General features: G+C 68.2%; 16 protein-coding genes. 7 read left to right on the top strand and 9 right to left on the bottom strand.

All coding sequences use genetic code 11. From position 1 onward, the window contains the following. Positions 1–12 precede the first annotated feature (12 nt). A complete protein-coding gene (locus AAHH99_RS15380; protein WP_418769359.1) occupies positions 13–1,209 on the bottom strand; it encodes a DUF3068 domain-containing protein in 1,197 nt (398 codons plus the stop codon). Between the two features lie 214 nt (positions 1,210–1,423). Between AAHH99_RS15380 and AAHH99_RS15375 the strand changes: the two genes are divergently transcribed. Then, positions 1,424–2,536 carry an acyltransferase family protein gene (locus AAHH99_RS15375; RefSeq protein ID WP_418769649.1) on the top strand — a complete coding sequence of 371 codons (1,113 nt, stop codon included), beginning with the start codon at positions 1,424–1,426 and terminating at the stop codon, positions 2,534–2,536. Here the strand turns inward: AAHH99_RS15375 and AAHH99_RS15370 are convergent. Then, positions 2,533–4,002, bottom strand: a complete 1,470-nt coding sequence (locus AAHH99_RS15370; RefSeq protein WP_418769358.1) for an AMP-binding protein — start codon at positions 4,000–4,002, stop codon at positions 2,533–2,535. The genes AAHH99_RS15375 and AAHH99_RS15370 overlap by 4 nt on opposite strands. Before the next feature lies 1 nt (position 4,003). After that, complete coding sequence (locus AAHH99_RS15365; protein ID WP_418769357.1) at positions 4,004–4,975, bottom strand: phosphotriesterase family protein; 972 nt, start codon at positions 4,973–4,975, stop codon at positions 4,004–4,006. 75 nt (positions 4,976–5,050) lie between these two features. Here AAHH99_RS15365 and AAHH99_RS15360 point away from each other — a divergent pair, with 75 nt between their 5' ends. Continuing rightward, positions 5,051–6,646 carry an MFS transporter gene (locus tag AAHH99_RS15360; RefSeq protein WP_418769356.1) on the top strand — a complete coding sequence of 532 codons (1,596 nt, stop codon included), beginning with the start codon at positions 5,051–5,053 and terminating at the stop codon, positions 6,644–6,646. On the opposite strand, the gene AAHH99_RS15355 is transcribed toward AAHH99_RS15360, so the two are convergent. Then, positions 6,639–10,826: a DUF3367 domain-containing protein gene (locus AAHH99_RS15355; RefSeq protein WP_418769355.1), complete on the bottom strand. Its 4,188-nt coding sequence runs from the start codon at positions 10,824–10,826 to the stop codon at positions 6,639–6,641. The genes AAHH99_RS15360 and AAHH99_RS15355 overlap by 8 nt on opposite strands. A 43-nt stretch (positions 10,827–10,869) precedes the next feature. Next, entirely contained in the window at positions 10,870–11,043 is a 174-nt protein-coding gene (locus tag AAHH99_RS15350; protein ID WP_066810839.1) for a DUF2613 domain-containing protein, read from the bottom strand. 107 nt (positions 11,044–11,150) lie between these two features. Between AAHH99_RS15350 and AAHH99_RS15345 the strand changes: the two genes are divergently transcribed. Both AAHH99_RS15345 and AAHH99_RS15340 read left to right on the top strand, forming a co-directional pair. Beyond that, positions 11,151–12,317 carry a glycoside hydrolase family 3 N-terminal domain-containing protein gene (locus tag AAHH99_RS15345; protein WP_418769354.1) on the top strand — a complete coding sequence of 389 codons (1,167 nt, stop codon included), beginning with the start codon at positions 11,151–11,153 and terminating at the stop codon, positions 12,315–12,317. Between the two features lie 130 nt (positions 12,318–12,447). Continuing rightward, entirely contained in the window at positions 12,448–13,092 is a 645-nt protein-coding gene (locus tag AAHH99_RS15340; RefSeq protein ID WP_064399973.1) for a TetR/AcrR family transcriptional regulator, read from the top strand. A gap of 29 nt (positions 13,093–13,121) precedes the next feature. On the opposite strand, the gene AAHH99_RS15335 is transcribed toward AAHH99_RS15340, so the two are convergent. Both AAHH99_RS15335 and AAHH99_RS15330 read right to left on the bottom strand, forming a co-directional pair. Beyond that, on the bottom strand, positions 13,122–13,964 hold the full coding sequence (locus tag AAHH99_RS15335; protein ID WP_418769353.1) for a MaoC/PaaZ C-terminal domain-containing protein: 843 nt from the start codon (positions 13,962–13,964) through the stop codon (positions 13,122–13,124). A gap of 1 nt (position 13,965) precedes the next feature. Further along, a complete protein-coding gene (locus AAHH99_RS15330; protein ID WP_418769352.1) occupies positions 13,966–15,318 on the bottom strand; it encodes a 3-oxoacyl-ACP reductase in 1,353 nt (450 codons plus the stop codon). Between the two features lie 46 nt (positions 15,319–15,364). On the opposite strand from AAHH99_RS15330, the gene AAHH99_RS15325 reads away from it, so the two are divergent. Then, positions 15,365–16,663 (top strand): acetyl-CoA C-acetyltransferase, encoded by a 1,299-nt coding sequence (locus tag AAHH99_RS15325; RefSeq protein ID WP_418769351.1) that lies wholly within the window; start codon positions 15,365–15,367, stop codon positions 16,661–16,663. 124 nt (positions 16,664–16,787) lie between these two features. On the opposite strand, the gene AAHH99_RS15320 is transcribed toward AAHH99_RS15325, so the two are convergent. Then, entirely contained in the window at positions 16,788–17,918 is a 1,131-nt protein-coding gene (locus AAHH99_RS15320) for a TDT family transporter (protein ID WP_418769350.1), read from the bottom strand. Between the two features lie 68 nt (positions 17,919–17,986). On the opposite strand from AAHH99_RS15320, the gene AAHH99_RS15315 reads away from it, so the two are divergent. Then, the gene (locus tag AAHH99_RS15315; protein ID WP_418769349.1) at positions 17,987–18,919 is read left to right on the top strand and encodes a TIGR03564 family F420-dependent LLM class oxidoreductase; all 933 of its coding nucleotides are present in this window, start codon (positions 17,987–17,989) and stop codon (positions 18,917–18,919) included. A gap of 234 nt (positions 18,920–19,153) precedes the next feature. Here the strand turns inward: AAHH99_RS15315 and AAHH99_RS15310 are convergent, their stop codons facing one another. Further along, positions 19,154–20,989: an acyl-CoA dehydrogenase gene (locus tag AAHH99_RS15310; protein ID WP_418769348.1), complete on the bottom strand. Its 1,836-nt coding sequence runs from the start codon at positions 20,987–20,989 to the stop codon at positions 19,154–19,156. Positions 20,990–21,227: 238 nt separating this feature from the next. Between AAHH99_RS15310 and AAHH99_RS15305 the strand changes: the two genes are divergently transcribed. Continuing rightward, on the top strand, positions 21,228–22,310 hold the full coding sequence (locus tag AAHH99_RS15305) for a dihydrodipicolinate reductase (RefSeq protein ID WP_418769347.1): 1,083 nt from the start codon (positions 21,228–21,230) through the stop codon (positions 22,308–22,310). The last annotated feature ends 4 nt before the right edge of the window (positions 22,311–22,314 follow it).

Below are 22,314 nucleotides of genomic sequence, written 5' to 3'. Positions count from 1 at the left end.
CCGACCGCCCGATCAGACCGGTCTGTCCGGGGGCAGGTCGGTCGGTCGAGATGTCGGGATCTTCTCGGTCTTGGCTTCGGCTCCCGGGACCTTGATGCCCTGGGTGTCGAAGAATCCGTGGTCGGCCTCGTCGAGACCGGGGTCGATCAGCGCGGACTCCGCGCGCAGGCTGAACGAGCCGAGCAGCGCGCCGCCGACCAGCAGCACCAGCCCCATCGCGGTGAAGGTAATCGGCAGGATGCGGCCCCACAGCGCGACTCGGTCCCGCTCGTCGCTCGCGCTGGTGACCTGGGACTCGACGGTCTCCTCGTTGAACGCGACGTTGTAGTCGACGAACGTGACCTCGGGCTTGAGCGGCTCGCGGGCGTAGTAGTGGTAGCCGTGCTCGTCCCTCTTGACGATGGTCCCCGACACCGGGTCGACCCAGAAGGTGCGCTGCGCGGCGTAGTACCGCGACATCGTGATCGGCTCGTCGGGCTCACCGGGCACACCCCACATCGCCGCGCGGGCGGTGACCTCGCTGTCGGCGTCGTCTTCGTAGAGCGACGCGTACTTCACCGGCTCGACGAGCTTGCCGTCGGAGTCGTAGCCGACGTTCTGGGTGAACCGGTAGGTGGTCATGCCGTTGACGTCTTCTTCGCCGTCGTAGTTGGCGTCGAACGCCTTCTGCGCGATCGGGTCGAAGACGGAATAGGTCTTCTTCTCGGTGTAGAACGGGAACCGGTAGGCCAGGCCCTCGTGCGGCAGCGCGATGTTGGTCGGCGGCTTGTCGTCCTCCATGGCGCGCGGTTTCTGCACCGCACCGCCCGGATTGCTCTCGCTGGACACCGCCTCGGCGGTGCTGCGGTTGACGGTCACCGTATCGACAAGCGCCAACAGCAGGCCGGCCTCCTGCTGTTTGTCGGTGCGGCGCAGCGTGGAGCCCACCTGAAGCGTCACCACGTCGGCGTTCGACGGGGACTCGACGGTGAGCTGCTCCTGCTGAACCATCGGCACGTCGCGGTCGACGACGAACCGTTCGCTGTTCAGCGATGCCGGGTCGAAGGCTGTGCCGCTGCCGTCGCTGATCAGCGTCGCATCGATGTCCAGCGGAATCTTGGCGATCTTGCTGTGGGTGTAGGTGGACAGCAACAGCGCGGCGATCAACAGGGCGGCACCCAGCCCCAAGATCCCGCAAGCCGCAATCCGCAGCGCCACTGCGCGGTTCAAACCGTGCCTCCTTCACCTGCGGTATGCCCGCAGAAACCCGTTTGACCCTAACAGCACAATTTAAGGTCGTCGTCGGTCCAGACGCATCCGCCGACCCGTGGTCACCGTCTTCGGCTTCACCGGGCACACTGATTTCGTGGCAGTTGCGGTGGCCGGCGAGACGCGCGAGGAGCAGGTGGGCGGAACCCGCGGGTTCCTGCCTGCGGTGGAGGGCATGCGCGCCTGCGCCGCGGTCGGCGTCGTCGTCACCCACGTGGCGTTCCAGACCGGCCACACCGGCGGGGTCAGCGGACGGCTGTTCGGCCGGTTCGATCTCGCGGTGGCGCTCTTCTTCGCCCTCTCGGGTTTTTTGCTGTGGCGAGGGCACGCCTCGGCGGCGCGCGGGCTGCGGCCGACCCCGCCGACCGGCCACTACCTGCGCTCCCGGATCGTGCGCATCATGCCCGGATACCTCATCGCGGTCGTGGTGATCCTGTCGCTGTTGCCGGAGGCCAAAGCGGACCTGACCGTATGGTTGGCCAATCTCACCCTGACCCAGATCTATGTGCCGCTGACGCTCACCGCGGGGCTGACGCAGATGTGGAGCCTGTCGGTCGAGGTCGCGTTCTACATGGCGTTGCCGCTGCTTGCGCTCCTGGTGCGACGCGTGCCGGTGCGGGCCCGCATTCCGGTCATCGCCGCCGCGGCGCTCGCCAGCCTAGGGTGGGCGGTGCTGCCGATTGCGACATCGGCCGGCGTGAACCACCTGAACTGGCCGCCGGCCTTCTTCTCCTGGTTCGCCGCGGGCATGTTGCTCGCCGAGTTGACCGTCACGCGGGTCGGATGGCCGCACCGACTGGCCCGGCGGCGCGTCCTGATGGCGGTCATCGCGGTCGCGGCGTTCCTGGTCGCCGCCTCGCCGATCGCCGGCCCCGAGGGCCTCACGCCGGGCACCGTCAGCCAGTTCGTCGTCAAGATCGCGATGGGGGCCGTGGTCGCCGGCGCACTGCTCGCTCCGCTCGTGCTCGACCGCCCCGACACCTCGCACCGGGTACTGGGCAGCACGACGATGGTGACGTTGGGGCGATGGTCCTACGGATTGTTCATCTGGCACCTCGCCGCGCTCGCGATGGTGTTCCCGGTCATCGGCGAGTTCGCGTTCAACGGCCACATGCCGGTGGTGCTGGTGCTGACGGTCGTGTTCGGGTTCGCGATCGCCGCGGTCAGCTATGCGCTGGTGGAGTCACCGTGCCGAACAGCGTTGCGGCGCTGGGAGTATCGATACGCCCGCCCGGTGCCGCCGTTGGACTCGTCGACCACCAGCGTGCCCGAACCCGTCGCGCGCTAGCTCGAATGCGCCGCGCGCCGCGCGATTACCTGGTCGCGGACCGCGGACCGGCGCGCCTTGCCCGCGTCGTCGCGCAGCGGGTCATCGGTGAACTCGACTGTGCGGGGCACCTTGTAGCGCTCGAGCCGCTCCGACAGGAAGGCGACGACGGTCGCCGCGTCGAGCCCACCGTCGGCATGCACCAGCACATGCGGCACCTGACCGAGGTCGTCGTCGGGGACGCCGACCACCAGACACGACAGCACCGCGGGATGCTCGGAGAGCGCCGACTCGATCTCGGCGGGATAGACGTTGCGGCCGCCGACGGTGAACATGTCCACCCGCCGGTCGCTGAGATAGAGGAAGCCGTCGGCATCGAAATAGCCGAGGTCGCCCAGCGAATCCCAGCCGTCGCGCGATTTCGCCGTCGCGCCGACGTAGCGGTAGGTGGGTCCGCTGCCCGGCGACGGCCGCATGTAGACCTCGCCGACCACGCCGGGCGGGCACTCGTTGCCGTCGTCGTCGAGCACCTTCATCTCTCCGGCGACGACGACACCGACCGAGCCCGGATGGGCCAACCACTGACTTCCCGAGATGAACGTCAACGCCTGTAATTCGGTGCCGCCGTATAGTTCCCATAGCACATCCGGTTTAAGAATCTCGATCCAGGCGCGCTTGACCGCGGGCGGACACGGCGCCCCGACATGCCAGAACCGCCGGATCGAGGACAGGTCATAGGCATCGGGGTCGGCCCGGTAGACCGGAATCAGGCGCTGCATGATCGTCGGCACCGTGGTCAGGAACGTCACGCGGTGTTCGGTCACGAGCCGGAGGAACTCGTGCGGTTCGAACCGCGGCATGATCACCAGGTGATGGCCCTGCACCAGCCCGATCGCGAAGGTCGTGAAGCCGGTGTTGTGGCTCATCGGCACCGAGATCAGGTTGACGTCACCCTCTTGCGCCCCAAGGGGATAACCCACCATCGGCGGGAAGCGGCTGTCGTTGCCCGCCTCGATCAGCTTGGGCCTGCCGGTGCTGCCGCCCGATGCCATCGCCTTGAACACCGGCGACACCTTCTCGGGTAATGCTGCCGCTGACAGGCTCTGGTTTGGCACGTAACCTGCAGGCACGCTTGCGATTCGGCCGGCGGGGTCGGCGCGACCGACGACCAGGGCGCGGGGGCGCAGTTCGAGCAGCCCGGTCAGTTCGGTGTCGGGAAGCCTCGGAGAGAGCGGCTGGGGGATCGCACCCAGCTTCCACGTCGCCAGCACCGCCTGCACCCACTCGATGGAGTTCGGCAACACCACGGTGACGTAATCGCCTTCTCGCACACCGAGTTCGGCGTAGGCGCGGGCCAGCCGGTTGGTCGACGCGTCGAGCTCACCTCGGGTGAGGGTGACGCCTTCGCAGGTGATCGCGGGCGCGTCGGGTTCGGTCTCGGCCAGCCGTGAGACCTGCGCGCTGATCGGCGGAGTCAGCTCGGGCATGTCAGTAAGCGCCCCGGGTCTCGAAGATCCGGCGCGGGTTGTCGACGAGCATCGTCGTGAGCTGGTCGTCGGTGACGCCTCGCTTCTTGAGGGCCGGGATCACGTCGTTGTGGATGTGCAGGTAGTGCCAGTTGGGCATGGTCTGCGGGACGAGTCCTTCCGGAAGCCAGTCGATGAAACAGGACGCGTCGTGCGAAAGCACCATCTTGTCGGCGTGGCCGCGCTCGCACATCCGCGCGACGGTGTCCACCCGCTCCTCAAAACCGAGGAACACGTCGACACCGAACCGGTCCATCCCGATGTAGGACCCGTTGTCGATCAACCGTTCCAGGTAGTCCAGATCGGTGCTGTCACCGGAATGCCCGATGACGACGCGCGAGAGGTCCACGCCCTCCTCGCTGAACACGCGCTGTTGATCCAGGCCTCGCTTGGTCGCGGCGTGCGTGTGCGTCGAGATCGGGACGCCCGTCCCCCGGTGCGCCTGGGCCACCGCGCGCAGCACCCGCTCGACGCCGGGTGTCAGGCCGGGTTCGTCGGTCGCGCACTTGAGGACAGACGCTCTGACCCCGGTGCCCGCGATACCGGTGGTGATGTCGCGGACGAACATGTCGACCATCGGCTCGCCCAGCGGGGTCTCCGGCCCGCTGAAGTGGAAGAACATCGGGACGTCGTTGTAGGTGTAGACGCCGGTCGCCACGACGATGTTGATGTCGGTCTGCGCGGCGATACGCTCGATGCGCGGAATGTAGCGCCCCATTCCGATCACCGTGAGATCGACGATGCTGTCGACCCCGCGCGATTTGAGCTCGTTGAGGCGGACGACGGCGTCGGCCTCCCGTTGGGCCTCGTCGCCCCAGACCTCCGGATAGTTGGTCGAGATGTCGAGGGACTGGATGAAGACGTGTTCGTGCATGAGCGTGACGCCCAGGTCGGTGGTGTCGATCGGTCCCCGGGCGGTGTTCAGTTCCGGCACGCGGCCGATGCTACGAGATAGCGGTCGACCAATCGGGTACTTGAAACTCGATTCATAGCGAAAGGCCAGAACCGCATGACGGCATCGTCCAGCGTCCGCACCGCGCCGTCGGCGTGGGCGCCGCTGCGGTCGCCGATGTACCGGGCACTGTGGATCGCGCAGCTCGTGTCGAACCTCGGGACCTGGATGCAGACGGTCGGCGCCCAGTGGATGCTGGTCGCCGATCCCGACGCCGCGGTGCTGGTACCCCTGGTGCAGACCGCGACGACGCTGCCGGTGATGCTGTTGGCGCTGCCCTCCGGCGTGGTCGCCGATCTGGTCGACCGGCGACGCCTGCTGATCGCCACGCAGTCGGCGATGGCGGCCGGCGTCTCGATCCTGGCGATCTTGACCGGTGTCGGGTTGACGACGCCGGCGGTGCTGCTGATCCTGCTGTTCCTGATCGGCTGCGGACAGGCGCTGACGGCACCGGCGTGGCAGGCCATCCAGCCCGAACTCGTTCCGCGCGAACAGATCCCGGCTGCGGCGGCACTGACCAGCCTGGCACTGAACAGCGCGAGGGCGATCGGGCCCGCGATCGCCGGCCTGCTGGTTGCGCTGTCGGGGCCGACGACGGTGTTCGCGCTGAACGCGGTCTCGTTCGTCGGCATCGTCGTGGTGTTGTTCACGTGGCGCCGGCCGGTTGAGGAACGGTTGCTGCCGACCGAGCGACCGTTGTCGGCGCTGAGCGCGGGCGGGCGGTACATCCGCAGCTCGCCGGTGATGCGGCGCATCCTGCTTCGGGCGCTGCTGTTCGTCGCTCCCGGCAGCGCGCTGTGGGGGCTGCTCGCGGTCATCGCCGATCGACAACTGCACCTGTCGTCGGCGGGCTACGGCGTGCTGCTGGGTGCCCTCGGTGTCGGCGCGGTGTGCGGCGCGATGGTGCTGTCCCGGCTGCAAGTCCGGTTCGGACACAATGCGCTGTTGACCGTGGGGGCGGTCGGCTTCGCGGTCGCCACCGCGGTGCTGGCGCTGGTTCCAGTGCTGGCGGTGGTCATCGTCGCGATGATCGTCGGTGGGCTGTCGTGGTTGCTCACCCTGTCGACCCTGAATGCGTCCATGCAGCTGAGCCTTCCGGCCTGGGTACGGGCGCGCGGCCTGTCGGTCTACCAGCTGGTGTTCATGGGTGGGCAGGCGATCGGCTCGCTGGTCTGGGGCCTGGTGGCCGGCGCGACCAACAGCGTGACCGCGCTGCTGATCGCGGCCGGGCTGCTCGCCGCGTGCGCGGTATCGCTGCTGTGGTGGCCGCTGCATCCGGGCACCGGCAACCTCGATGTCGAGCCGTCGGGGCACTGGCCGGAGCCGGCGTTGGTGTTCGAACCCGCCCCGCCCGACGGCCCGGTCCTCGTACTCAAGACGTACCGCGTCGCGTCGGAGAATGAGGCGGCCTTCGTCGCGGCGATGGACCGGGTGAAGCGTTCACGGCAGCGCACCGGGGCCGTGCAATGGCGGTTGTTCCGCAGCGGCGAATTCCCCAACACGTTCGTCGAGGCGTTCGTCGTGCGGTCGTGGTACGAGCACCTGCACCAACACGTCATCCGGCAGACGGGCCAGGACCTGCTCGCCGAGCAGGAGGTCGACAAGTACGTCGTCGGCGAACCCAAGCTCGAGCACCTGATCGCGGTCAGCTGAGACGTTTCTCCGTCCGAATCGGCACGGTCGACGCCGCGACCGCGGCCACCGAGACCAACGCAAGCAGTTGCACACCCCACGAATGTCCGATGTAGCCGTCGACCGAGCGCCACGGGTACTGGCTCAAGACCGCACCGGCGAGGATCAAGCCGCCGGCCGCGGTACCGACCGTGACTGCCTCGCAGCGCTTTTCGCGGTGGCGCAGCAGCCAGCGGACGCCGACCGCCAAGCCGACGACCGCGACGCCCGCCACCCCCGAGATCGCCCCACCGATGGCCAGCGCCGCAGCGCCGACGGCGACGGGCCGCGGTCGCCACACCGGCACCGGCACGGCATGCGCGGGGCGCCTGCGCATCGGCAGGAAAGCGAGCAGGGCGAGCACCGGCAGCAGCGCGAGCCCGCCGATCAGCCCTGCGCGGTAGGGCACGTTCGTCGGGAAGCTCAGCGAGATCGGGCCCGCCGTGCCCGGCGGCAGCACCCAGCCCTGCTGCCAGCCGTTCACCGTGATCGGCGTCAGCCGTGACCCGGCGCTGTCGTGGGCGAACCAGCCGGGGTTGACGCTTTCGGGGACCACGAGGACCCGGGACGCCGACGACGGTGCGACGGTCACCTCGCGGTGGTCTGTGCTCCATTGCCCGGTCTGGGCGGGAACCGTTGGCGCCTCGCGTATTTCATCGGCGCGCGGTCCGGCGAGCTGAGCGCCGTCCACGATGAATGCCGCGCCGGGGCTGATGACCAGCTCCTGTTGGCCCTCCGGCAGCAGGATCGGCTCGGCCCGGCACGGGCGTGCGGCGACGGGCTCACCGTCGAGGAGGGCGCCGACGGTCGTGCTGAGTGAGGTCTGCACGAACTCACCGGCGACGCCGATGACCGGGCCCTTGCCGCACGGCATGTCGATGGTGCGGTTCCGGTTGGCCGCGGCGTCGGCGGCCGCGATCGGTTCGCCGCCGGTGTCGAGCGCGATCACCTCGGCCAGGCCGGGAGGTTTGAGTTGGTCGAAACCGAGTGCCGTGCGGTCGATGACGTCGTCCCAGTCGAGAAGGGAGATCGTCACGGTGTCGGTGACTCTCGGTTTGAGATCCAGGGTCTGGGCACCGGCATCGCCGGCGACCGGACGGATTTGCGGACCGTCACCGAGGTCGACGGCCAGGAGTGTCGGACGTGCGGGTAAGTCCGACGAACTCGGCGTCACCTGCAGCCCGGCGACCTCGCTGTCCCTCGGCAGTTTCAATGTCAGTGTCGGCGGCGTCCCCTGCTGCACGACCCGCTGTGGGGCGGTCCAGGCGGTGCCCGCATCACCGTCTGCCGCGGCGTAGGCCGAGCCGAGCACGTCGATCGGATCGGCTTCACCCACGGCGCGGGCGGTGCCGGGTGCGCTGATGAGGTCGGCCAGCTGGGGACCCTGACGGGCGCGCACCCACACGGTCGGTGTCACCGCGATCGGTTTTGGAACCGTCAGTGTCCGGCTCAAGTTCACCGGCTCCTCGGCCGACAGCGCCATCAACGCGGCGCACCGGTAGCCGGTCGGACTCTGCGCGCAGCCGGATCGTCCCAGCAGCTCCGAACCCAGATCCCATTGCGCGACAGTCGAATCCGGGGGAGGACCGGGCACGGCGACGGTGTGGCGCAGGCTGACGGGGTGCGCGAAGCCGTTCGCGTCATACTGGGTGACCGCGAGGTCGGTGATCCCGAACTGCACGCCGGATGAGCCGTCGTCGGTGGCGACCGCGGTGAGTCGCACCCACGGCGACTCACCGTAAGGCAGTGCCGCGGTGAGCGGCTCGCCTGCTTCGTCGAACCGAAGGGTGCTGGTGCCGTTCACCGTCGAGATCTCGATGCGGCGGATCTGTGCGCCGACGGCGGTGGCGCTGGGTGTGACCGTGATGGTCGCGTTGGTGACGGGGTGGTCGAAGTCCACCTGCATCCACTGGCCGATCGCCGACTGCAGCGAGTTGGAGACCCAACTGGTCGACGGGTCGGCATCGACTGCGGCGGCCGGACCTGCGGCCGGCGCGACGTTTGGGAGCGCGGTGGAATCGGCAGCCGAACTCGACACCGAGACCCGGCCCCCGTTCCACTGCCCGTAGACGAGATCGGTTCCGGGAGAAGGATAGTCGATGACCCGGTTGTGGGTGTGCCGCGGATCGTCGGGGGTGCGGATCGCCGACGAGTGGTCGTCGACGCGGCCGTAGTCGGTTTCCCGTGCAAGCGGGGTGTCGGTGACGGTGACCAGCGGGGTCGGCACGCCCGCGCGTTCGGCGTCGGCGGTCAGGAGCATCGGGCCTAGCGGCGGGCGGTCGAGCAGTCGGCGGCGCTCGTCGAGCCGCAGCAGCGCCTCGGGCGCGCCGTCGACGCGCGCCATGCGATCGGTGTCGACGAGGTAAGGCGTCACCGGGGTTTCGGCGTTGACACGGTAGATCTCGACGGCGGGGTAGCGCGGGCGCAAGCCGCTGTCGGAGACGAAACCGGCCAGCGTGCCCGCGCCGACCGGATCGCCGAACTCGGCGACCTTCTCCAGACCGGGTGAGCCGTCGATCGCGCGGTGCACGAGCAACGGCCGGGCCGACCGGGATGACTCCGGATCCAGGTCGTTGCGCACCACGACGTACGAAATGCCCTGGCGGGCAAGGGTGTCGGCGAGACCTGCGGATGGGCGGCCCGCGGCGAACAACCGCTGCACGGAGTCCATCGCGCGGATGGTCTGCGGTGGGGTCAGCGGGATCGAATCGCGGACCCCCCAGGCACTTTCGCCGAGCACCTGCAGCGGTTCATCGTGGCTGTTGCCCCACACCTGGGTAGCGAACGGAGCGCCCGGCGCCACCAGAACGCGGCCGCCGGTGTTGTGTTCGTCGAGCCAGTCGGCGGTGTCGTGCCAGTACTGCGGGATGGCATCGAACGCGCCTGGCGGAGTGAGACGTCCGGTCCATGCCAGCGACGTACCGGCTGCCAGCGCGACCAGGACCACCATTCCCACCGCGACACGCTTGTCGCGTTCGGGGTGCGCCAGCGCGGTCGTCCACTCCTCTCGCGGCGCGCTGCCCGGCAGCGGGATGCGGCCGAGCAGATGCGCCAACCCCAGCGCCAAGGGCAGTCGCAATAGGGGTTCGAGCTTGTGCAGGTTGCGCAGCGGGGTGCCCGACGCATCGAGGAACGCCTGAACCTGCAGCGCGATCGGCGAGCCCAGCCCGCCGGAGTAGCCGACGGCGAGCAGCGTGACACCGGTCAGCAGGATGACGACCAGCCGACCGCGGGCGGGCATCGTCTTCAACGCCAGCCCCGCCAGGCCCGCGGCGGCGACCAGCGTGGTGGCCAGCACGGCGACCGAACCGGTCACCAGAGACGCACCTGCCGTCGCGTTGGGCGCGACGAACGGGGTCCAGGCGTCGGTGCCGCGCAACATCTCGGTCAGCGACATCCACCGCGTGGTGACGCCGGACGATTCGATGAAGTCGAGGAACGGTGGGCTGACCCGGCCCAGCATCACCAGCGCGACCGCCCACCACAGCACCGCCAGCGTGATACCGAGCGCCCACCACGCCGTGAACCGCCACCACAGCTTGGTGGGCCGATGACATAACAGCCAGATGGCCGCGCACAGGCAGCCGGTGAGCGTGGCCACCGCGTTGACCGCACCCATCAACGCGATCGCCACCGCCGAGCGCATCGCCAGCACGCGCACGCGCGGGTCGCCCCCTTTTTCTCCCGCCCCTCTGGACCCGCCCTTCAACACCAGGATCACCGGCAACAGCACCCACGGCGCCAACATCATCGGAAGCGTCTCCGACGAGATCGCGCCGATTGTGGTCAGCGTCCGCGGCGAGAGCGCGTAGGCGACCGCGGCGATCACCCGCGACGTCGGGCTGCCGATACCGAGCGCCTCGGCCACCCGCAGCACACCCCAGAACCCGACGACCAGCAGCAATGCCCACCACAGCCGCTGGGTGACCCAGCCGGGCAGCCCGACGATGTCGCCGATCAGGAAGAAGGTGCCGTGTGGGAACAGGTACCCGTAGGCCTGGTTCTGGGCCTGGCCGAAGGGCAGCTCGCTGTTCCACAGGTTGAACGCGCGCGCGAGGAACCGCAGCGGATTGGCGGTCAGGTCGAGCTTGGTGTCGGGTGAGATCTGTCCGGGTGACTGGGCGAACGTCAGGACCAGCGCCGCCGCAGCGGCCACCCACAACCAGCGCCGGGAAAGCGGGGCCGTCTCAGTGGCGGCCCGGGATTCAGCTGCGGTCGCCGTACTCGACCCTGTTGAGCACCGAAGACGCCGGATCGCCCGCTTGCAGAGGAGGCTTGTTGTCCTGCTGCACCATCAGCGTCACACCGAAAACAGCCGCCGCACCCAACAGCAGACCGACCACGATGCTGGCGGCCGCGGGCACGAGGAACCGATCCATGCGGCAAAACTAGCATGCGGGCATGTGCCCAGCTGAACCCATGTTCTGGCCGCACACGCCGACCAGGAGATAGAACTGAGCCACCACAGCCGTTAGTGTCGAGGCCCATGGCCTTGCCCCGCGCATTGTGTGCCCTTGCCGCCGCTCCCGTATTGCTGATGGCGTGCTCGCCTGCCGCGCAGGAAGCCGCGCCGTCACCGACGTCCGCGCCCATCACCAAGGCGGCGACCGCCCTGCCCGCGGCCCCGGCCGCGCCGGCGCCGCCCGCGTGCGGAGCCGGTGAATCGCTGCTGTCGTCGATGTCGACGCGCGACAAGCTCGCCCAACTGCTGATGGTGGGCGTCTCCAATGCGGGTGACGCACGCGCGGTCGTCGACAACCACCACGTCGGCGGCATCTTCGTCGGCAGTTGGACCGACCTGTCGATGCTGTCCGACGGCTCGCTGGCAGCCATCGCTGGATCGGCGACCCCGCTACCGCTCGCGGTCAGCGTCGACGAGGAGGGCGGCCAGGTGTCACGGCTGGCCGGGCTGATCGGCAGCCAACCGTCGCCCGCCTCGCTGGCGGCCAGCAGCACGCCCGACGAGGTGTACAACATTGCTCTGAAGCGCGGCCAGGCCATGCGCGGGCTTGGTATCACCGTCGACTTCGCGCCGGTCGTCGACGTCGATGGCGGCGGTGCCATCGGCGACCGGTCGTTCGGCTCCGATCCGGCCGTCGTCACCGACTTCGCCGGCGCGTATGCCCGCGGTCTGCGCGACGGCGGTGTGATGCCGGTGCTCAAACACTTCCCCGGCCATGGGCGCGCCTCGGGCGACTCGCACACGGGCGGGGTCACGACGCCACCGATCAGCGACCTGCAGACAACCGATCTGGTGCCCTACCGGACGCTGACCAGCCAGGCGCCGGTCGGAGTGATGGTCGGTCACCTACAGGTGCCCGGGCTGACCGGTAGCGATCCAGCCAGCCTGAGCCCGGCGGCCTACGCGCTGCTGCGGTCGGGCAACTACGGCGGCCAGCCGTTCAACGGCCCTGTTTTCACGGATGATCTGTCCGGTATGCGGGCCATCACCGACCGGTTCGGGGTCGCCGAGGCGGCGCTGCGGAGCCTGCAAGCGGGCGCCGATGTCGCGCTATGGCTGAGTACCGGTGAGGTGCCCGCCGTGCTCGACCGGCTGGAGAAGGCGTTGGATGCCGGTGAGCTGTCGATGTCCAGCGTCGACGCCTCCGTGCTGCGGCTGGCGGGAATGAAGGGGCCCAACCCGCGCTGCTGATTCCCACCCACCGCCCGCTGCTAGTTCCCGCCCACCGCCCGCTGCTAGTTCCCGCCCACCGCCCGCTGCTAGTTCCCGCCCACCGCCCGCTGCTGGCGCCCTGGTGGCGCGCATTGCTTACCCTGGTGGAATGGCCGGAGGTACCAAGCGGTTACCGCGCGCGGTGCGCGAGCAGCAGATGCTGGACGCCGCCGTGCAGATCTTCTCGGTGAACGGTTACCACGAGACGTCGATGGACGCGATCGCCGCCGAGGCGCAGATCTCCAAACCGATGCTGTACCTGTACTACGGCTCCAAGGAGGAGCTGTTCGCGGCGTGCCTGGATCGTGAGCTGGCGCGGTTCGTCGACGAGGTGCGCAGCCAGATCGACTTCAAGCAGAGCCCGAAAGACCTGTTGCGCAACGCGGTCCTGGCGTTCCTGAACTACATCGACGCGAACCGGGCGTCGTGGATGGTGCTCTACAGCCAGGCGACCAGCTCGCAGGCGTTCGCCCACACCGTGCGCGAAGGCCGCGAGCGGATCATCGATTTGGTCGGCAGACTGCTGCGCTCAGGCACCCGAAACCCCGAGCCCGACACCGATTTCGACATGATGGCCGTCGCGTTGGTCGGCGCTGGTGAGGCGGTGGCGTCACGGGTCAGCACCGGCGATGCCGGCGTGGACGAGGCCGCCGAACTGATGATCAACCTATTCTGGCGCGGCCTGAAGGGCACCCCGTCCGAACATTCGGACTCATCGGTTCACTCTGCGGCTGCGGCGCAATTGTCGGAGTAGGCGACGCCCTCGGCGCAGAGTCAACGCGACTACAGCGAGCGCACCGTCCCGAACAGATGCGGCTCGCGCTTCTTCGTGTCGCGCAACGTCAGATCCCAGCCGTCGGACACCCGGTCGACGTACAGGCCGGCGCTCGCCGGCAGCACGACCGGCCTGGCGAACTTCACCGAATACTTGACCGCGGCCGGCAGCTGACCCTCGATGTTCGCCAGAACCGCTGCCGCGCTGAACATCCCGTGCGCGATGACCGTCGGGAAGCCGAACAGCTTGGCCGCGACCGAGTTGGTGTGGATCGGGTTGTGGTCGCCGCTGACCGAGGCGTAGTGCCGGATCTGCCCGGGCGTCATGCGCAGCATCGCATTCGGCGGGCCGAGTTTGGGCGGTTTCTGCGGCGGCGGTTTCGGCTCGTCGGACAAACTCGTCCGCTGCTGGTGCAAGAACGTCGTCACCTGATGCCACACCTGCTCATTGCCGACGTTGACGTCGGTCACGATGTCGACCAGCAGACCTCGGCGATGCTCACGCAGATTCTCCGCGTGCACCTTCACCGAGACCGAGTCGGTGACCGCGATCGGGCGGTACTGGGTGATGTGGTTCTCGATGTGAACCGAACCCATTGCCGCGAAAGGGAAGTCGAACCCGGTCACCAACGACATCAACGTCGGGAACGTCAGCGCGAACGGATACGTCAGCGGGACCGTGTCCCCGAACTGCAATCCCGTCACCGACGCGTAGGCCGCCACGTTCTCGGGATCGATGCTCAAATCCTCGACGGTCAGCGTGCGATCGGGCAGTGTCTCGCCACGCGGCACGAATGGCAGCGCGCCCGCGGCCGCGCGCGCCAGGTTCATCAGCCCGGATGGTTGGGACACGTCAGGCCCCCAGCCACGCCTGGCCGCACACCCGCACCGTATTGCCGGTGACGGCGTTGGACGCCGGGCTTGCGAAGTAGGCGATAGTCTCGGCGACGTCGACCGGTTGGCCGCCCTGGTACAGCGAATTGAGCCGCCTGCCCACCTCGCGGGTGGCCAGCGGGATCGCCTCGGTCATCTTGGTCTCGATGAAGCCAGGCGCCACCGCGTTGACCGTGACGCCCTTGTCGGCGTACGCCTCCGACAGGCTGTCGGTAAGCCCGATCATGCCTGCCTTGGTCGCGGCGTAGTTGGTCTGCCCGCGGTTGCCCGCGATGCCGGCCATCGACGACAAGCCGATGATCCGGCCGCCCTCGCCCAGCACACCGTTGTTAACCAGGCCTTCGGCAAGGGCAAGCGGCGCAACAAGATTGACCGCGACGACGGAATCCCACCGGCCTTCGTCCATGTTGGCCAGCAGCTTGTCGCGGGTGATGCCGGCGTTGTTGACCAGGATGTCCACGCGACCGTCGTAGTGGTCGCGCACATGCTCGGTGATGCGGTCGACCGCGTCGGCGGCGGTCACGTCCAGAGCCAGCGCGGTCCCGCCGACCTTCGTGGCGGTCACGCCGAGCGCTTCCTGCGCCCCCTCGACGTCGATGCAGATCACCTTCGCCCCGTCGCGGGAGAACACCTCGGCGATCGTCGCGCCGATACCGCGGGCGGCGCCGGTCACGATCGCGACCTTGCCGTCCAGCGGACGGTCCCAGTCCGCGGGCGGCGCCGCGTCGTCGGGGCCGATCCGGAACACCTGTCCGTCGACGTAGGCCGACTTGCCCGACAGGAGGAACCGCATCGTCGACTCCAGACCCGTCGCGGCGGGCTTGGCGTCGGGGGAGACGTAGACCAGGTTCACCGTCGCGCCACGGCGCATCTCCTTGCCGAGCGAGCGGGTGAAGCCCTCGAGCGCGCGCTGCGCGATGCGCTCATGTTCGCTGCGTGCCTGCTCGGGGGTGGTGCCGACGACGACGACGCGGCCGGACGGTCCGAGGTTGCGCAACAGCGGGGTGAAGAACTCGTAGAGCCCCTTCAGGCCGGTCGGCTCGGTGATGCCGGTGGCGTCGTACACCAGCGCGCCGAACGAGTCGGCCCAGCGGCCGCCCAGGTTGGCGGAGACGACGTCGTAGTCGTCGGCCAGCGCGGTGCGCAGCGGTTCGACGAGTCGGCCCTCGCCGCCGATCAGCAGCGTGCCCGCCAGCGGCGGATCACCCGGCTTGTAGCGGCGCAGCGTCTCGGGCTGGGGGATGCCCAGTTGCTTGGCGAGGAACGATCCGGGCGTCGAGTGGACGATTTGCGAGTACAGATCCGATGCCATGAGGACGAACTTACTCCAGAGTAAGAAGGGTGGGTACTATGGGTGCATGCCTAGTGATACCCGCCGACGCGTCGCCATCCTCGGTGGCAACAGAATTCCTTTCGCCCGCTCCGATGGCGCGTACGCCAATGCGTCGAACCAGGACATGTTCACCGCCGCCCTGGGCGGCCTGATCGAGCGCTTCAACCTCGACGGGGAGACGCTCGGCGCTGTGATCGGCGGTGCCGTGCTCAAGCACAGCCGCGACTTCAACCTGATCCGCGAATGCGTGCTCGGCAGCGCGCTCTCCTCCTACACGCCCGCGTTCGACATCCAGCAGGCGTGCGGGACGGGTCTGCAGGCGGCCATCTCCGCGGCCGACGGCATCGCCGCGGGTCGCTATGAGGTCGCGGCGGCCGGCGGCGTCGACACCGCTTCGGATGCGCCGATCGCGCTCGGCGACGACCTTCGCCGCACGCTGCTCGGGCTGCGCCGCGCGAAGTCGAACGTCGACCGGCTCAAGCTCGTGGGCAAGTTACCCGCCTCGGTGGGCATCCAGATCCCGGTCAACAGCGAGCCCCGCACCGGCATGTCGATGGGCGAGCACGCCGCCGTCACCGCCAAGGAAATGGGCATCAAGCGCGTCGACCAGGACGAGTTGGCCGCCGCCAGTCACCGCAACATGACCGCCGCCTACGACCGCGGCTTCTTCGACGACCTGGTGACGCCGTTCCTCGGCGTGTACCGCGACAACAACCTGCGTCCCGACTCCTCGGCCGAGAAGCTGGCCAAGCTCAAGCCCGTCTTCGGTGTCCGCAACGGCGACGCGACGATGACGGCGGGCAACTCCACGCCGCTGACCGACGGCGCCTCGGTGTCCTTGCTGGCGACCGACGAGTGGGCCTCGGCACATGGCATCGAACCGCTCGCCTACTTCGTGGACGCAGAGACCGCCGCAGTGGACTACGTCAACGGCAAGGACGGACTGCTGATGGCGCCGACCTATGCGGTGCCGCGGCTGCTGGCCCGCAACGGACTCAGCCTGCAGGACTTCGACTTCTACGAAATCCACGAGGCGTTCGCGTCGGTGGTGCTCGCGCACCTGCAGGCGTGGGAGTCCGAGGAGTACTGCAAGGAGCGCCTCGGCTTGGATGCCGCGCTCGGGTCAATCGACCGGTCGAAGCTCAACGTCAACGGGTCGTCGTTGGCCGCGGGCCATCCGTTCGCCGCGACCGGCGGGCGGATCGTGTCGCAGTTGGCCAAGCAGCTGGCCGAGAAGAAAAAAGAGACCGGTCAATCGGTGCGCGGGCTGATTTCGATCTGCGCCGCCGGCGGGCAGGGCGTGGCGGCCATTCTGGAAGCCTGACCAGCCCGACAGGACCGCCAAAAAATACTGACGGCAGCGTGTAACGCCCCCCGGAAACGCGCCGATACACCGGATAGCTCCGTGCTGCCGTCTGACCCCCCGACCCGACGGCAGTACGGGGCTCTTAACTTTTCGGGCCTGAGGCCGGCGGAGGATCCTTCTTCGCCTTGACCGGCCCGGCAGTCGCCGGCGCGAACAGGGCACCGCCGAAACTGCCGCCCATCGTGCGGACCGCGACCAGCGCCCACGTACCCAACAGACCGGCGTAGGCGACGGCCGCGGCCACTTGGAACGCGGGCAGGCCGGTGTGGTTCGCCAATTGCGTGGTTCCGGTGACGAAGGTTCCGACCGGGAACGTCAGGCTCCACCACGTCAACGCGAACGGCATACCACGGCGCATCGTGCGCACGGTCAGTTCGGTGGCCAGCACGATCCACAACACCGCGAAACCCCACACCGGCACCCCGAACAGCACCGCGAACATATTCATCGCGTCGGCCAACTCAGTCGACACCGCCGCCCCGGCGTGCGCACCGAGCAGCCCGGCCGCGGTGATGCCCTGTCCGAGCGGGCCGAGCACGATCCACAGTGTGGGCACCCGCGCCGTGCCCGAGGTGCCGTACAGCGCCAGCCTGCTCCAGATCATCGTGATGATGATCAGGGCCGCGAACAACGACAGTCCGAACATCGCGTAGCACCCGTAGAGCATCGTCGCGCGCCCGGTGCCCGGATCCATGTGCGGGATCAACAGCGCACCGGACGCGGCCGACACCATCGGCGGCACCACCGGCATCAACCAGCCACCGAACGCGGCGTCGGGCTCCACGTTCAGCTGCGTGAACATCAGAAACGGGATGGTCGCCGCGGTGAACAGCCCTCCGACGGTGCCGCCCGTCCACAACACCCACGCAAGGTCGACCGCCGCTCTCTCGCCGATCAGATCCTTGCCGATCAGCAGGGCACCGGAGCCCACGGTCAGCAACGCCATCGGCGCCGCGCCGTAGAAGTGCGTCATCTGCGGATTGCGGACATGTCCACGCGCGGCCACCGGGTGCCGGATCCGTTGCACGCTGACCGCGACGCCGAGCACCACGAGCAGAAGCGCCGCGAAGACCCACACCACGCGCGAGGACACGTGGAGTCCGGGAACCTGCACGGGCAGCGTGGCGCCGGCGGTGGCGACGATGCCGGTGCCCATCACCGAGGCGAACCAGTTGGGTCCGAGGTGTTGTAGCCGCGCCAACTCGGTCGTCATGGCCCAGTATGTTCAGACCGCCTCCGGCACGCGGGAAGGCTCGCCGCCGGTCGTGCTTCGATGGTGGGGTGCAGATCAGTGTCGCCCTCACCGGACTCATCACCGATGCCGACGGCCGCTCGCCGCTGGACGGCGTCTTGACCAAGCTGACGTCCTTGCGCGACGAGGGATTTCGACGGGTGTGGATGGCACAGCTGCCGTACGACCCCGACCTGTTGACGATCCTGGCCGTCGCGTTCCGCGAGATCGACACCATCGAGGTGGCCTCAGGGGTGATCCCGATTCAGGTGCAGCACCCCACCCAACTGGCGCAGCGCGCGCTGACGCTGAACGCCATCGCCGGCGGCCGCTTCACCCTGGGCATCGGGCTGAGCCATCGCATGGTGACCGAAGGGGTGTGGGGCATCTCGTATGACAAACCGGTGCGGCAGATGCGCGAGTACCTCGACGCGCTGCTGCCCCTGCTGGCCGGTGAGCCCGCCGACGCCTCCGGAGATTTCTGGACGACCCGAGGCTCGTTGAAGGTGCCCGGCGCTCCGCGGCCCGACGTCTACCTCGCAGCACTCGGTCCGCAGATGCTGCGCCTGGCCGGTCGTCGCAGTGCCGGGACGATGACGTGGATGACGGGTCCCAGGACGCTGGCCGACCACGTCGTCCCGACCCTGCGCTCGGCCGCAGTGGAGTCGGGCCGAGACGAGGGCTCGGTTCGGGTGGTGGCGTCGTTGCCGATCAGCGTCACCGACGACGTCGACGGCGCCCGGGCCAAAGCCGCCGAGGAGTTCGCCATCTACGGACAGTTGCCGTCGTACCGCGCCATGCTCGACCGAGAGGGCTTTGCAGAACCCGCCGACGCCGCGATCGTCGGCGACGAGGAGTCGGTGTCGCAGCGGCTCGACGAACTGGGCGCTGCCGGCGTCGACGAGTTCGTCGCCAGCGTCTTCGACTCAGACCCCGAGGCGCGTGCGCGCACCCGGGCGCTGTTGCGGTCCCGGGACGCCTGACCGAGGAAAATTCGTACTGGTGTGATCGAGATCACAGGCGTACGATCGGTCGCACGACGGGTTCGGGAGTGACTTTTCCGAAGAGTCGGCAAGGGTTGGAAGCCGACCGCGCGAGACTGATGTGACGCACCTCGTGTCCTCCCGAACCCGCCCTTATGTGAACTTGATTGCGATGCAAAACGCCCCCGGGAAGAGACCGGGGGCGTTTTGTTTCAGCGAAGCGACTGAAGGCTCTTAGAAGGCCGCCTCGTCGAGTTCCATCACCTCGTTGTCGAGGTTCTCGATGATCTGACGCGTGCTGGTGAGCATCGGCAGGAAGCTCTTCGCGAAGAACGACGCCACCGCGACCTTGCCCTCGTAGAAGGCGCGGTCGTCACCGGCCACACCCGCGTCGAGCTTGTCGACGGCCACCGCGGCGTGCTGCTGCAGGAGCCAGCCGATGACCAGGTCGCCGACGCTCATCAGGAAGCGCACCGAACCCAGGCCGACCTTGTACAGCTCGGTCGAGTTCTCCTGCGCCGCCATCAGATAGCCGGTGAGCGAAGCCGCCATCGCCTGGACGTCCTCCAGCGCGGTCGCCAGCAGCGCACGCTCGGCCTTGAGCCGGCCGTTGCCCGACTCGTTCTTGACGAACTGCTCGATCTGGCCGGCCACATGAGCCAGCGCCACACCCTTGTCGCGGACGATCTTGCGGAAGAAGAAGTCCTGCGCCTGGATGGCCGTGGTGCCCTCGTAAAGCGAGTCGATCTTGGCGTCACGGATGTACTGCTCGATCGGGTAGTCCTGCAGGAAGCCCGACCCACCGAGGGTCTGCAGGCTCTCGGTCAGCTTGGCGTAGGCCTGCTCGGAGCCGACACCCTTGACGATCGGCAGCATCAGATCGTTGACCCGCGCGGCCAGCTCGGCGTCGATCTCGTGCACGGCCTTGGCCACCGCGGCGTCCTGGTAGGTCGCCGTGTAGAGGTACAGCGCGCGCAGACCCTCGGCGTAAGCCTTCTGGGTCATCAGCGAACGACGCACGTCGGGGTGGTGCGTGATGGTCACGCGCGGAGCCGTCTTGTCGGTCATCTGCGTCATGTCGGCGCCCTGCACACGCTCCTTGGCGTACTCGAGCGCGTTGAGGTAGCCGGTCGACAGCGTCGCGATCGCCTTGGTGCCCACCATCATTCGGGCCTGCTCGATGACGTCGAACATCTGCGCGATACCGTCGTGCACCTCGCCGACCAGCCAGCCGACGGCCGGGGTGCCGTGCTGCCCCAGGGACAGCTCACAGGTGGCCGAGACCTTCAGGCCCATCTTGTGTTCGACGTTGGTGACGAAGACACCGTTGCGCTCGCCGGGCTCACCGGTCTCCGGGTCGAAGTGGAACTTCGGCACGAAGAACAGCGACAGGCCCTTGGTGCCCGGGCCTGCGCCCTCGGGGCGGGCCAGCACCAGGTGCATGATGTTTTCGAACAGGTCGTCGGAGTCGCCCGAGGTGATGAAGCGCTTGACGCCGTCGATGTGCCAGGTGCCGTCGGGCTGCTGCACGGCCTTGGTGCGGCCGGCGCCGACGTCGGAACCCGCATCGGGCTCGGTCAGCACCATCGTGGCGCCCCAGTTGCGCTCGGCGGCCAGCACGGCCCACTTCTTCTGCTCGTCGGTGCCGTTGTTGTAGAAGATCTCGCACATGCCCGCGCCCATTGCGTACATGTATGCCGCGGGGTTGGCGCCGAGAATGTGCTCGATCAGCGCCCACTGCAGCGCGCGGGGCATCGGCATGCCGCCGAGCTCCTCGGAAAGGCCGACCTTGTCCCAGCCACCCTCGAGCAGCGCGCGCATCGACTTCTTGAACGAGTCGGGCAGCGTCACCGAGTGGGTGTTCGGGTCGAATGTCGGCGGGTTGCGGTCCGCATCGGCGAACGACTCGGCGATCGGGCCCTCAGCCAACCGGGCGATCTCCCCGAGCATCTCGCGGGCGGTGTCCACGTCCAGTTCGGCGTAGTCACCCTCGCCAAGCGCCTTGTCTACGCCGAAGACCTCGAACAGGTTGAATACCTGGTCACGAACATTGCTCTTATAGTGGCTCACGGTTCCTCCTCGGTGAGACGGCCACTGTTGGTTGGGTACTTCTTGCTTAAGTTACCCACCAGTAACTGCCCGAACTATACCCATCAGTAACTTCAACTCAAACCACCTCGAAACAATTTCCGGGACCTAACTAACCGCCCGGTTGGTCGGGGAACCGAAATCCGCAGTTGACAGGTGTCTGGCCGGGCGTTGGTGCCCATTGTGAGAATCGTCACGCCAGTCCGGATAGGGTGTTGCGATGCTTCGTATCGCGGTCTGGGGGACGGGCAATATGGGGGCGGCGGCCATCCGCTCGACGGTGGCCTTTCCGGGCCTGAAACTGGCCGGCGTCATCACGTCATCGCCGGACAAAGCGGGCAAGGACGCCGCCGCGTTCGCCGTAGTCGACGGGTCGACCGGCGTCACCGCCACCACCGACGTCGACGCGGCGCTCGCCGACTGTGATGCCGTCGCCTACATGGCTTCCGGCGACATTCGACCGGACGACGCCGTCGCCGACATCGAACGCTGCCTGCGGGCTGGCAGGCATGTGGTGACGCCGTCGCTGTACTCGCTCTACGACCCGCGTTCGGCGCCATCTGAATGGGTCGACCGGCTCACCCGCGCCGCCGAGGAAGGCAACTGCACGCTGCTCGTCAGCGGCGTCGACCCGGGCTGGGGCAACGACGCGCTCGCGGTGATCGCCGCCGGTCTGTGCACCAGAATCAACAGCATCCACTGCCAGGAGATCTTCGACTACTCCACCTACAACCAGCCGTTCGCGGTGAAGGTGTCGTGTGGTTTCGGGGGATCGATGGACGAGACCCCGATGATGTTGCTTCCGTCGATCCCGACGATGGTGTGGGGCGGCAACATCCGGCTGGTGGGCCGCACCCTGGGAATGGAGATCGACGAGATCGCCGAGGAGGTCGAACGACGCCCGCTGGAGGAGCCCGTCGAGACGGTGATGGGCCGGTTCGAGAAAGGCACCCAGGGCGCGTTCTGGTTGAAGGTGATCGGCAAGTCGGGCGGCCGCGAACGCATCGTCATCGATCACATCACCCGCATCCACTCGTCGTGTGCGCCGGACTGGCCGTATCCCGATGAGGGCGTCGGCGACCACCGCGTGATCATCGACGGCGATCCACGATTGACCATCACCACGCGCGCCGACGTGCCCGGCGGTACCCGCGCCGACGGCGGCAACACCACGGCCGCCAATCGGTTGCTCGGCGCGCTTGCCTGGCTCGTAGAACAGAAGCCGGGCATCTACGACGGGCTCGACGCGCCGCTGCAGACGACGCTGCCGCCCGAGGTGCAGGCGCAGCGCTGGGCCGACTGACCCG

The sequence above is a fragment of the Mycobacterium neumannii genome (genome assembly GCF_048452905.1).
Classification (GTDB): domain Bacteria; phylum Actinomycetota; class Actinomycetes; order Mycobacteriales; family Mycobacteriaceae; genus Mycobacterium; species Mycobacterium neumannii_B.
This window is presented reverse-complemented; position numbering and strand designations above follow the sequence as displayed.

Bases quoted from the DNA above. Each gene is read 5' to 3' on its own strand.
- AAHH99_RS15305 (WP_418769347.1), top strand. From the start codon at position 21,228: ATGCTTCGTATCGCGGTCTGGGGGACGGGCAATATGGGGGCGGCGGCC.
- AAHH99_RS15375 (WP_418769649.1), top strand. From the start codon at position 1,424: ATGCGCGCCTGCGCCGCGGTCGGCGTCGTCGTCACCCACGTGGCGTTC.
- AAHH99_RS15325 (WP_418769351.1), top strand. From the start codon at position 15,365: ATGCCTAGTGATACCCGCCGACGCGTCGCCATCCTCGGTGGCAACAGA.
- AAHH99_RS15340 (WP_064399973.1), top strand. From the start codon at position 12,448: ATGGCCGGAGGTACCAAGCGGTTACCGCGCGCGGTGCGCGAGCAGCAG.
- AAHH99_RS15330 (WP_418769352.1), bottom strand. From the start codon at position 15,318: ATGGCATCGGATCTGTACTCGCAAATCGTCCACTCGACGCCCGGATCG.
- AAHH99_RS15370 (WP_418769358.1), bottom strand. From the start codon at position 4,002: ATGCCCGAGCTGACTCCGCCGATCAGCGCGCAGGTCTCACGGCTGGCC.
- AAHH99_RS15360 (WP_418769356.1), top strand. From the start codon at position 5,051: ATGACGGCATCGTCCAGCGTCCGCACCGCGCCGTCGGCGTGGGCGCCG.
- AAHH99_RS15350 (WP_066810839.1), bottom strand. From the start codon at position 11,043: ATGGATCGGTTCCTCGTGCCCGCGGCCGCCAGCATCGTGGTCGGTCTG.
- AAHH99_RS15345 (WP_418769354.1), top strand. From the start codon at position 11,151: ATGGCCTTGCCCCGCGCATTGTGTGCCCTTGCCGCCGCTCCCGTATTG.
- AAHH99_RS15320 (WP_418769350.1), bottom strand. From the start codon at position 17,918: ATGACGACCGAGTTGGCGCGGCTACAACACCTCGGACCCAACTGGTTC.